This window comes from Acidobacteriota bacterium (genome assembly GCA_009691245.1).
Classification (GTDB): domain Bacteria; phylum Acidobacteriota; class Terriglobia; order 2-12-FULL-54-10; family 2-12-FULL-54-10; genus SHUM01.
The window spans coordinates 82384-94020 of sequence record SHUM01000005.1; the positions used below are offsets into that span (position 1 = coordinate 82384).

Sequence of the window (11637 nt, forward strand, 5' to 3'; positions counted from 1 at the left end):
AAGGCCCGCGGCACGCACATCGTGCTGTGGGCTTTTTACCGGATGCTACTTTGCTTTCTTGTCTTCCTTCTTCTCTTCCTTCTTGGGGGGTTTCAGCGGGATGTCCATTCCGGCAGGCTCTTCCACCACTACCAGGCGGCCATAGCGCAGATCGGCTTCGCCCACCCACACCGAGACTTCCTTGCTGAGCACTTCTTCGAGGCGCGGGAATTTCTCAAAGGGCGGGCCTTGCTGCTTCCACAGCGACGGCGTGCCGTACTGCATCTCGCGGTTGCGTCCGGAGACTTCGATCTTGGCGACAGCGGCGCGGCGCTCGGTGGCCTCCAGCAGTTCGTGGATGGGGCCAGTCCACAGAGTGAGCCGCTTCACCAGCCGACGGCCTTCGCCATCGGGGCCGGAGTAGATGATCTTGGATTCCGACTCGTCGATCTGGTAGGTGCTGCCGCCGGCGCGAAACTCGGCGCCGCTGCGGGTGAGCGAGCCGCTATCGATGGGGATGTAGGTGCTCAGACGAATCCAGCCGCGCGCGGAAGTCGAGTCGCCCTCGATCAGGATCAGCGTGCCGATGGTCTGCTTGCGCCAACTGGCCACGCCCTCGTAGACGCGTCGTTCGGCTCGGGTGGGCTGGAAAGCAGGCGCAGCAGGCGCGGTCTGTGCGGGATTATCTGACGGGGCCTGCGCGGCGGCCCGCGTGGTCAGGCCTCCGGCCAAGCAGGCTGACAGAGAGGCCGCGATGATCGCGACGGCGGAAATCAGATGGTGAATTCGGGATAGACGCTTCATCGTTTGAATCTTCATCATTAAAATCATGGCACGACCCTCGCCTTCGCTGATGAATCCACGCTCATTGTAATCCAATGTCCGGCGAGCTTCCAGATGGAACCCGGCACCAGCGCATCCCTGGAGATTTGCGGAACGCAGTGACAGAGCCACTACCGTAAGGGAGTGGACCGGCGTGAGGCCACTGATAACCGTCGAACGGGTCCGCTCCCTTCCGGTCGCGGCTCTGTCACGCATTCGGATGAATCTTATTCGAGACGGGGGAAAATCGTCCGCGCCTCGATTAGGCGGGCGTGCACGAAGGCCCCTTTGTTATTCTGGGCGCAAGCTTCCAGGCTGACAAAGATGGAAGGCTGACAGGGGAGGATTTATGTTTCATATTATTAAACGCCACGCGATCACCGGACTAGCGGTTTTCTGGACCATTTTTGCCACATCCGTCGTGGAGACCGCACACGCAGCGTCCATGATCATTCCCGCCGGCACCACGCTGACCGTGCGCATGGCCGAGTCGGTGGACTCAGAGACCAGCCACGCCGGGCAGATCGTTCGCGCCACCATCGATACGCCGATCATGATCAACGGGCATGTCGCCGTTCCGCAGGGCGCAGAGGCCATCGGACGCATCACCGCCATCGAGAGTCCCGGACGCTTCCGCGGTCGCGCGGTAGTGGCCATGGAACTGACCGCGCTGAACTTTGATGGTAAGTCCATCGGCGTGATGACCAGCGCGTATCAGGAAGTGGGCAACGCGCGCGGCAAGCAGACCGCGAAATATTCCGCTGGCGGCGGCATCATCGGCACGCTGCTGGGCGCCATCACTGGCGGCAAGAAGGGCGCATTCATCGGCGGCGCGGTAGGCGCGGCAGGTGGTGCGATGGCGCAGGTGGTGCGCGGACGCGATCCGCTGACCATCCCGGCCGAGTCGCTGGTCCTGTTTACGTTGCAATCGCCACTCACGTTTGAGACAGAGTACTAGCGCCGAGTTATTTCATTTGATATTTTCTAAAAACGCCGCCTTCAGTCCATCGCATACGGACTGAAGGCGGCGTTGCATTTACAGAGCCGCGACCGTTAGGGAGCGGACCAGCTCGACAGTTATTGGTGACCGTTAAGCCGGTCCACTCCCTAACGGTCGCGGCTCTGTTGGGTCGCAGCATCAGTTAAAAATGCGTTAGGGCGTTGACGGAGGAGATGCATCCCCAGCGACGGCTTCCTCCTTGGCGGCGCGAGTTGCGGCCAAATCAGCTCGATACTGATCGACAGCGGCATTATGTGCGGCAAGCGTCGTCGAGAATCGGTGTCCGCCCTCGCCATTGGCCACGAAGAAAATATACTCGGTTGTGGTGGGCTTCACCGCCGCTTGCAGCGAGGCGCGGCCTGGGTTGGCGATGGGGCCGGGGGGCAGGCCGTGATTTAGGTAGGTGTTATAGGGCGAGGGAAATTTCAGGTCTTCCAGGCTAATTTTCCCGATATTCCTGTTCTCGCGCAGCGCCGCGTAGACCACCGTCGGATCGCACTGCAACAGCATTCCCTTGCGCAGGCGGTTGTAAAAAACTCCAGCCACCACGCTCCGCTCGGAGCGCATGCCAGTTTCCTTTTCCACCAGCGAGGCCATGGTAACGATCTCTTTGGTGCTGTGGTCTGTCCCGCCAATGGTTAGTCCTGTATAGACTTCGCGAAAGCGATTGACCATAATGGCGGCGATGTCATTCGGCGTGGCGTGGCGCGGCAGGTGATAGCTGTCCGGGAACAGATAACCCTCCAGTGTCTCCGCATCCGGGTCGAGGTCGGCGATCAGCGAAGTCTCTTCCGTCGCGGCCAGGAATTCCTCGCGCGCTGCGAATCCATGTTCGGCGATGCTCTCGGCGATGTCGTAGCGCGTCCAGCCTTCCAGCGTGGTAACCAGTTCGAAGGAGACATCGCCGAGGACTAGCTTCGACAGCACTGCAAGCGTGGAAGTCTTGCTGGCAAACTCGTATTCACCGGCCTTCAGGCTGCGTCCAAACTGCAGGCGGTGCCAGACCAGAAACGTCCAGCGGCTGCGGATGACGCCGGCCTGCTCAAGCTGCTCGGCGATGTCGCGGGTGCGCATGCCGCGCTGAACATCCAGCCGCACCGGATGATCAGACTTCAGGTAAGGGCGTGTGCCATCGGCCACCAGCCACAGCAGCAGGATCGCGGGCAGCGCCAGCACCGTTATCACCCAGCCTTTCTGCGTATTGGTTAGATGTCTTCTCATACTCGTTCGCCTACTGCTTACTCGCCCAGAGCTGGGTCAAAAGTTGCTTGGTCAAAACCCGTGCCGGCCTTCATGCGCTCCGATTCGAGATAGTTCTGGAGCAGTAGCGTGGCCGCCATCTGATCAACATTCTTCCCGCGCTGCTGGTGGCCCAGTCCGGAATCGCGCATCAGATGATGAGCTTCAACGCTGGTCAGTCGCTCGTCCCACAGCTCGACACGCACGCCAGCATGCTTCGCCAGAGACGCGGCGAAGCGTTCCGCGTGCTCGGCCCGAGGGCCGTGGCTGCCATCCATGTTGATGGGATGGCCCAGCACAACCAGACTGGCCGCGTGCTTCTTTAACAGCGACTTGATGAAGTTCATGTCCTCGCGCTTGTTGCGCCGCTCCGCCGTAGGCAAGCCCTGCGCGGTGATGTGCAACGGATCGCTGAGAGCCAGGCCCATGCGCCGCTCGCCCAGGTCAATGGCCAGAATGCGGGCGTGGGCGGGCACGGGTGTTGGCATCGAGTTGTCAGTCAATTCCATTTGTTCCTCACGCGCGTCAGAGCCCCGACCGCCAGGGAGGGGGCACGCCTGACGAAATTAATTGTCCGGAAAACCGGCCCCCTTCCTGGCGGTCGGGGCTCTGACGCTACTGCGCGGTGCGCAGGATGCGGACAGCGCGGCTGGCTGCGGCGACCACGTTGTTGTCGCGATCCTTAAGCAACACTTCCAGATAGTTGATCGAGCGGCTGTCGCCGGAGGCCGCCAGCACGCGGCACAGTCCCGCGCGGACGCTCGCTTCCTTGTGGTAAAGCCGAGGGTAAAGCGCGTCGCGCACGGCGTCATCGCGCGCGGCTTCCATCAGATACGCCTCGGCTTCGCCGCCGCGCAGACGGCTGCCCAGCGCGGAGACCAACTGGTCGAGCAGCACATGCTTGCCGTTCATGATCAGAGCGAAGGCGATGGCCAGCTTCACGCCTTCATCGCGCTCGCCCAGGCGAATTTGTTCCAGCACGCCGAGATGTCTGGGGTCCTGCAATCGCCCCAGCGCCAGCGCCGACGACGCGCGGATGTGCCCTTCACGATCCTTCAAGGAATCCTCGAATATCGGCGCGGTCTCCGCCGTGGGCATGAAGGCCAGGGCCTCCAGCGCGGCCTTGCGAACTTCCTTGTCCAGCGTGTTCTCGAAGAGCCGGCGCAGTTCGGGAATGGCCTCGGTGGTGCGCAGCAGTCCCAGGGTGATAGCCGCCTCGCGTTGAATGCTCAACTGCGGATAACTCAGCAGAAAGACCAGACGCGGTCCGGCGGAGAAGTCGGCGATCTTGCGCAGCGCGCGCAGAATCTCCGCAGTCAGCTCGACGTTGTCGCCGAAGGCGGCTGCGACCATATCGGGCGATAGCGCCGAGGCGCGCAAAATGCCCGCCGCGCGGGCGGCGCGCACGCGCGTGTTCATGTCGGGAGCGCCGATCATGGCGCGGCGCAGCGTCTCCATCACCACCTGATCGAGGCGGGTGTCGCGATCCACCACCGTGGAGTCGGCATTGTCGAACAGGTCTGCGACGCGCTTGGTTGCCGATCTGAAAACGCCGCCGAAGCCGGTATCCACGTAGCCCTGCAGATAGTGATTCACCAGGCCGTCAATGGCCAGATAGCGTATTTCGGGAATGCTGTCGCGTACGGCGATGGACAGCGGCGACAGGCTGGCATCCGAGCCGAGCCGGATCAGCGTGCGCACCACGGTCATGCGAACTTTCTCGTCCGGGTCCTGCACCAGCGCGGCCACCGAGGGCACATAGACGGCGTTGCCGCGCTCGCCCATATCGCGCACGGCTCGCTCGCGGATGCGCGCGTCCGGGTCGCGCAACTGCTGCTCCACCGCGACTTGACCGTAGACAGGTGCCCAAGCGGGCATGAAGCCGGGCGCGACGCTCAGTAGCAACACTGCGGCGACCCAGGATTGCCACTTGCCTGACAAATTTTTGCGGTGCGCGTCCTCAGAGGAATTCATAGTTTTGCACCCTGTTCTGGTTTTGCAACTTGTTCTGCACCTAGTGTCTGCAATATGCCCCGATGAGCATGGCCCAAAAACGAACAGGCCAGGACTGCACCGGGCCGCTCCTGCAATTGTAACCGATGGAGGCGGCGGGGCTGCGGCAACTCGTGGGGGTGGTAATCAAAAGGCCACGGGGCGAGAGGCGTTTTTGTGAAAGCATCCTGAAAATGTCCGTCGCGGTCGTTGTTGGGTTGCCGCGCCCAGAATGCAGTTATAATGTGCGCTTGAGTTTACGGATGATGGCCGGAGCTTGGGTCACGATAAGCGCGAGGAAGACGCAGACTGGTGGAGTGATCATGAGAAACTTTTTAAGACGCGCGGGACTGGCGAGGGTGATCGCTTGCGTAATAATGCTGGGCGCGGCGAGCGTGGCGAGGGCCGGCGACATTCATGTGATGGCCTCGGGGGGATTCACCGCCACTTACAACGATGTGGTGCCGGAGTTCGAGCGCGCCTCGGGCAGTAAGGTAGTTACAGCTTTTGGGGCATCGATGGGAGGCGCGCCCGACTCGATCCCCATGCGGCTGGAGCGCGGCGAGCCGGTGGACGTGGTCATCATGGCCGACACGGCGCTCGATGATCTCATCAAGCAGGGCAAGGTGGTGGCAGGCAGCCGCGTGGATCTGGTGCGCTCGGTGATCGGCATGGCGGTGAAGAAAGGCGCGGCGCAGCCGGACATCTCGACGCTGGATGCGTTGGTGCGCGAGCTGCTGGCGGCCAAGTCAATTGCCTACTCGGCCAGCGCCAGCGGGACTTATCTCTCGACTGAGTTGTTCCCGAAGCTGGGCCTGGCCGAAAAGCTGAAGGACAAGAGCCAGCGCATCGTCAGCGAGCGCGTGGGCGATGTGGTGGCGCGCGGCGACGCGGAGATCGGCTTCCAGCAAGTCAGCGAACTACTGCCCATCGCGGGCCTGGACTATGTGGGGCCACTGCCTGATGGCGCGCAGAAGGTAACCGTATTCTCGGCGGGCATCGCCGTGAACGCGAAGGACCCTGCGGGGGCGCGCCAGTTGATTCAATATCTGGCCTCGCCGGCGGTTCATCCGGCCATCGTTAAGTACGGGCTGGAACCAACAACCTCGAAGTAGGCTTTTGTGCTGGCCGCGAGTGGTGTACACTCTTTCCAAGAGCGAGGCTGACTCAGTGGCCGCACCGTAGCATAGGGCGTTCCGATCCTCGCGGGAGGTGTCCGATGACCGAGCAGGAGCAGATCGAAAAAACGGTGGAAGCAGTGCTGGATTCGAGAGACTTGGATTGGGAGCTGGCCTTGGTTTAGTTGAACACTGCCACCCATTCCTGGAATATCGAACTCGAGGTGCCGGATGGGCCGGAGGTTTTGATCATCATCCCGAAGAACCCAGCGAACGGGATGAAGCACGCTATCGAAGCGCAGGTGGATGAGGAGATATTGCGCGTCAAGGCACATCACCACTAGGGCGCACCATCACTAATTCGCCGCACATCGCAACGAGTGGCGATCGCTCAAACCACCTTGGTTTCCGCGCCGGTACGTGCTTGTTGTAGTAGGAACTTCAAATAGAGTGGTGAATTCTTCAATGGCAATACATCCGGATTTGCTTGAAATATTGGTCTGTCCCGTGGACAAGGCCGCGTTGCATCTGAAGGCCGATGGTTCGGGGCTGAAGTGCGAGAAGTGCCGCCGCGTCTATCCGGTGAAGGACGACATCCCGGTGATGCTGGTGGACGAAGCCACGATGGAAGAGTCCTAGCTACCTATTTGTGGGTGTTGCAACCTGGTGAGCATATCCGCTAAACACGTGAGTCACGATCCTGTCTCCGGCGGCAGACCTCCGAAAAACTTAGTTCCTTTGGACATTCCCATCAGACGATCCGCCGCGGGTCATGGTCTCGACGGGCTGCCGCAGTCCGCCCGCGTGCTGGTGATCCGTCTGCGCTCAATGGGCGACACGGTCCTGTTGACGCCTGCTCTGCGCTTGTTGCATGACTGGCGACCGGACTTGCGTGTCTCGGTGTTGCTCGATCGGCCCTGGGATGATCTGCTGGCGGACAATCCGGTGATTGACAGCGTGCTCACCACCGGCGGCAAGCTGGAAACTTTGTGGCGGGTGCGGCGCGCCAAATTCGGTGCGGTGGTCAACCTGCACGGTGGCCCCACCAGCGCGCAGATCACTCAAGTCAGCGGGGCGCGGCTGCGCGTAGGACTGGCGCATTTCCGCTCGCAGGCGGCGTATAACTTGATTGTTCCTCGCGCTGAAGAAGTTTTCAGCAATGGTCTGACGCCGGCGGCGGGCATATTCCATACGGCGGAACATGCGGCGTCGGTGATGGGCTGGCTGGGGGTGCCACTGCGCATGATTCCCCGCGCCGAACTGTTCCCTTCCAGCGAAGCGAAGGAGCGCGTGCGGGCACATCTGGCGGCGTTGGGAATGGACAGCTTGGTGAACTATGCAGTGATTCATCCAGCAGCGCTGTACGCAACGAAGCAGTGGTCCGCCGCCGGGTTTGCTGGGATCGTAGCTCATCTCGACAATCGCCACGGACTGCGGCCAGTGTTTCTCGGCGCCCCTAGCGATGCGGACACCATCAGCGCGATTCAGCAACACTGCGGAAGTCCATTGCCGCGCGCCATCGGATGGCCGATCAGCGATATGATGGCGCTGCTGGCGGGCGCTCGAGTTTTCCTGGGCAACGACTCCGGCCCGGCGCACGCCGCCGCCGCGCTGGGCGTGCCGGTGGCGGCGATCTTCGGGTCGTCGAGCTCAGCGATCTGGGGACCTTGGCGCGCGAGGTCCTCGGCGATTATCCAGAATCACTATGACTGCAATCCCTGCGCAGGCGACCGCTGCCATGCGTTCAGCGAGCCGCGCTGCATCCTGTCCATCACCTCAGAGCAGGTGCGCGAGGCCATCGACGTCCTGCTGGCGAACAGGCCGAACGGGGTTTAGTTCGGCAAAAATTCCAGGAAAATTGAGTGGAGCGGGCAACCTCGGGACGCCTAATGGGGTTCCATACAGTGTACCTAAATGTGTGCTCCCGTGCGGGATTGGGCTGTCCGAGGGGGCCCATCGGGCCGATAATAGGTGTGGTAGAGTAGGGAGAAGTAGTGGCTAGGGCATTAGCCATGGGCTTTGGCTTGGCATCTCCCCGGAAAGTGGTCGGCTGTTTTGGAAGCATAGGGCTATGCTTGCAGACGCAAAAGCAGCATTTTATGGAACGAGATGCAGCTTATTAAGGTAGGAACCGGCTTTTGAGAATTGGGATGAACAGAAAGATGGAGGAAGTGATGCCTCAAGGCGTGGCTACAACTCGCGGGGCATTGGTGCGGAAATTGGTGCGGAAGAAGCTGGGGGGGGATGCTCGCACGCGCTTGCTCCTCTGGGTATTCGGCGCGCTGCTGGCGGCATTGCTAGCTGGACCCCTGGCTGGACCCCTTGTTGTAACCGGATACGCCGCGCGCGGCGACAGCGAATACAACGCTGGACAGAAGGCTGAACAGGCCAATGATCTGGATGAGGCTTTCCGTCAGTTTGGCTTGGCCGTGAACGCCGATTCCAACAATGCAAAATTCCTGATCGCCTACGAGCGGGTAAAACTGCAAGCCGCTGGCACCCATGTAACTCGCGGAAACCATTTGCGCGATGCCGGGCAGTTGCAGGACGCGGCGCTCGAATACGAGATGGCCAGTTCGATTGATCCGGGCAATCATGCCGCGCGCCAATCATTGGCGGCGGTGCGTGCCCAGATCCGCCAGCGGCAGGAAGGCACTGTGGCCGCCGACGCTTTTGACGGCCCGGATTCGGCGGATTCGCTCGGACCACCGCAGTTGCAGCCGCTTTCCCGCGCGCCCATCAACACGCGCATGACCAACGACAGCCGGATTATTTTGGAGACCATCGCCAAGCTGGCCGGCGTGAACATGCTCTTCCATGCCGACTTCCAGTCGAAGCGCATCACCGTCGAGTTAAATAATGTTACGCTCGAAGAGGCACTCGATCAGGTGATGGTGCTCACCAAGAACTTCTGGAAGGTACTCACGCGCAACACGATTTATGTGATCCCTGATACGGCCGTCAACCGCCGCGAGCAGGAGCAACAGGTCATCAAGACCATCTATCTCTCCAATACCATCACGCCGCAGGAATTGACGGAAGTGGTAACGGCCATCCGCACGCTGCTGGAGACTCGGCGCATCCAGCAGATCAACTCGATGAACGCCATTATCATCCGCGATACGCCGGACAAAGTGGCTCTGGCCGAGAAGATCATCCACGATGTGGACAAGGCTAAGGCCGAAGTGATCGTCGATATCGCGGTGCTGGAGACGCGGCGCGACAAGACACGCAGTCTGGGCTTCGGGCTCGGCAGTCCGGGCATCACTATTCCGCTGACGTTTAATCCGAACAAGACGACGACAACCAACACCACGACCCCGGATGCGGACGGCAACCCGGTGACCACGCCCAGCACCACGACTACGACGGGTAATACGGTTCCCTTGGATCGTCTGGGAAATTTGAGCACGGACGACTGGTCCCTTACGCTTCCCGGCGGGCGACTGGATGCGATTCTGGGAGACTCGCAGACCCGCATTTTACAGCGGCCCGAGGTGCGCGCCTCCGATGGGCTGAAGGCCACGCTGCGCATCGGCGACCGCGTGCCGATTGCCACCGGCGCCTTTCAGGGTGGAGCCACCGGCGGGATCAATTCGTTGGTGCAGACACAGTTTCAGTACACCGATGTAGGTGTGAATCTGGACGTAACTCCCAAAGTCCATCAGAACAACGAAATTACTTTGAAGGTGCGCGTGGAAATCTCCGCCGTAACCGGCCGCGTGAAAATTGGCGACATCGAGCAGCCCGTGATCGGCCAGCGCGTGATCGAGCATGACATCCGGCTGCGCGAAGGCGAAGTGAATGTTTTAGGCGGCATCTTCCAGACGCAGAACACCAAGGGCATCAGCGGCATTCCCGGCCTGTCGGATATTCCGCTGCTGAAATATCTGTTCTCGAACGTCAGCGACACGCTGGTCGAGAACGAAGTGCTGATCGTACTGCGCCCGCGCACCGTGCGACTGCCGGACATACTCCCGGAAAATCTGCGCGCCGTGGATGTGGGTACGGAAGGCGATGTGCGACTGCGCAGCCCGCGCGAGTTGCCCGACCCTGCGGCGCCCGCGCCGGAGCCGTTGCCGGCCCAGCCCCCAAGCCCCGCGCCTCCCGCTGCAACCAGTCCTGCTGCTCCTGCAACCCCGGCTGCTCCATCTGACCCAGTAGCCGAGCCTGAGCAGGGGACGTCAGAGCCCTTGGCATCTCCAGCGCAGCCGGTTCCACAGGCGTTCCCCACCACTCCGACCAGGCCTGGAATGCCTGGAATGCCGATCCCGCCGCAGGCTCATCGGCAGGTGGCCGCGGCCTTGGTAGCTTAAGGAAGTTTAGTGAGGCAGCTAGTCCATTCCGTAAATAGGTCCAGCCTCCATCCCGGTCAGCGCGGATTTACGCTGATTGAGCTGGTCGTGGCCACGGCCATTCTGGCCATCTTGTCGATGGTGGCGCTGCCGCTGGCGCGCGTGCAGTTGCGGCGGGCGCAGGAGAAGGAATTACGCATTGCGCTGCGCGAGATTCGCACCGCGATTGATAACTATAAAAAGGCCGCCGATCAAGGGCGCATCCAGGTGGAACTGGGCTCGGACGGCTATCCGCCGGAGCTTGAAGATCTGGTGGAGGGTGTGGAGTTACTGAACACGCCGGACAACAAAAAACTGCGGCTGCTGCGCCGCATTCCGCGCGATCCGCTGACCAACTCGACTGAGTGGGGCAAGCGGTCCTATCAGGACGAGCCGGACTCAACGGCTTGGGGCGGCGAAAATGTTTTCGACGTGTTCTCGCAGGCGCAGGGCACGGCGCTGGATGGAACAAACTACTCGGAGTGGTAGCTGTCTAGAGATTCGCATGAGGCCAAGAGTAACAATTCGGGAGCATGACGCCGCGGCGCGGACAGTGTCTCGCGGACGCCTGTTTGGGTTTCGGGGCTTTACGGTCCTCGAACTGATGATCGTCATTACCATCATCCTGGGGCTGTTGTCTGTCGCCATCCCCAATTATCAAACCTCCATTCTGCGCTCCAAGGAAGCCGTATTGCGGGATCATCTGTTTACCATGCGGTCTCTGATTGACCAATATACGCTGGATAAGCAGAAGGCCCCGGAGAGTCTCGGCGACCTGGTTTCCGAGGGGTATCTGCGCGATATCCCCATTGATCCCATCACCCGTTCCAGATCCACCTGGACCACCGAGTCCGAAGACTCCTCCGTGCTCAGCCCTGACCAGACCGCTCCCGGCATCGCGGATGTCCATAGCGGTTCCTCGCTGCGCAGCCTGGAAGGCACGTCGTACAGTACCTGGTAGCAGTACTGGTAGTACTCCCTCATCATCAAGACCACCAGCGCCGCTGACCTGCCCGGCGATTTCGATACCAGCCGAAGTGAGAGAGAATCTCATGAGGGAGGTATTTGAATATGCCGATGCAGAGGTACAAACCAGAGCAGATCGTAACGGTGTTGCGGCAGGTTGAAGTGGCGGTGGCCAGCGGGAAGACAA

General features: G+C 61.1%; 11 protein-coding genes. 7 read left to right on the forward strand and 4 right to left on the reverse strand.

Features of this window, described 5'->3' with window-relative positions; genetic code table 11:
* Nucleotides 1–45: 45 nt before the first annotated feature.
* Nucleotides 46–858, reverse strand: a complete 813-nt coding sequence (locus EXQ56_02500) for a hypothetical protein (GenBank protein ID MSO19324.1) — start codon at nucleotides 856–858, stop codon at nucleotides 46–48.
* Between the two features lie 292 nt (nucleotides 859–1150).
* Here EXQ56_02500 and EXQ56_02505 point away from each other — a divergent pair, with 292 nt between their 5' ends.
* Nucleotides 1151–1759: a hypothetical protein gene (locus EXQ56_02505; protein ID MSO19325.1), complete on the forward strand. Its 609-nt coding sequence runs from the start codon at nucleotides 1151–1153 to the stop codon at nucleotides 1757–1759.
* A 195-nt stretch (nucleotides 1760–1954) separates the two neighbouring features.
* Here EXQ56_02505 and mltG read toward each other — a convergent pair whose 3' ends face one another.
* The 3 genes from mltG to EXQ56_02520 all read right to left on the reverse strand — a co-directional run bounded on the left by mltG (nucleotide 1955) and on the right by EXQ56_02520 (nucleotide 5014).
* The gene (gene mltG / locus EXQ56_02510) at nucleotides 1955–3022 is read right to left on the reverse strand and encodes an endolytic transglycosylase MltG (GenBank protein ID MSO19326.1); all 1068 of its coding nucleotides are present in this window, start codon (nucleotides 3020–3022) and stop codon (nucleotides 1955–1957) included.
* Between the two features lie 17 nt (nucleotides 3023–3039).
* Complete coding sequence (gene ruvX / locus EXQ56_02515; GenBank protein ID MSO19327.1) at nucleotides 3040–3528, reverse strand: Holliday junction resolvase RuvX; 489 nt, start codon at nucleotides 3526–3528, stop codon at nucleotides 3040–3042.
* Nucleotides 3529–3655: 127 nt separating this feature from the next.
* Entirely contained in the window at nucleotides 3656–5014 is a 1359-nt protein-coding gene (locus tag EXQ56_02520) for a hypothetical protein (protein ID MSO19328.1), read from the reverse strand.
* A gap of 341 nt (nucleotides 5015–5355) precedes the next feature.
* Between EXQ56_02520 and EXQ56_02525 the strand changes: the two genes are divergently transcribed.
* The 6 genes from EXQ56_02525 (at nucleotide 5356) to EXQ56_02550 (ending at nucleotide 11445) form a co-directional block, all read left to right on the forward strand.
* Nucleotides 5356–6147, forward strand: coding sequence for an ABC transporter substrate-binding protein (locus tag EXQ56_02525; protein MSO19329.1), 792 nt, complete (start codon nucleotides 5356–5358; stop codon nucleotides 6145–6147).
* A gap of 468 nt (nucleotides 6148–6615) precedes the next feature.
* Nucleotides 6616–6789, forward strand: coding sequence for a Trm112 family protein (locus EXQ56_02530; protein MSO19330.1), 174 nt, complete (start codon nucleotides 6616–6618; stop codon nucleotides 6787–6789).
* A 48-nt stretch (nucleotides 6790–6837) separates the two neighbouring features.
* Nucleotides 6838–7986 carry a glycosyltransferase family 9 protein gene (locus tag EXQ56_02535; GenBank protein MSO19331.1) on the forward strand — a complete coding sequence of 383 codons (1149 nt, stop codon included), beginning with the start codon at nucleotides 6838–6840 and terminating at the stop codon, nucleotides 7984–7986.
* Between the two features lie 314 nt (nucleotides 7987–8300).
* Nucleotides 8301–10466: a hypothetical protein gene (locus EXQ56_02540; GenBank protein MSO19332.1), complete on the forward strand. Its 2166-nt coding sequence runs from the start codon at nucleotides 8301–8303 to the stop codon at nucleotides 10464–10466.
* 9 nt (nucleotides 10467–10475) lie between these two features.
* Entirely contained in the window at nucleotides 10476–10973 is a 498-nt protein-coding gene (locus EXQ56_02545; protein ID MSO19333.1) for a type II secretion system protein, read from the forward strand.
* A gap of 16 nt (nucleotides 10974–10989) precedes the next feature.
* Nucleotides 10990–11445 (forward strand): prepilin-type N-terminal cleavage/methylation domain-containing protein, encoded by a 456-nt coding sequence (locus tag EXQ56_02550; protein MSO19334.1) that lies wholly within the window; start codon nucleotides 10990–10992, stop codon nucleotides 11443–11445.
* The last annotated feature ends 192 nt before the right edge of the window (nucleotides 11446–11637 follow it).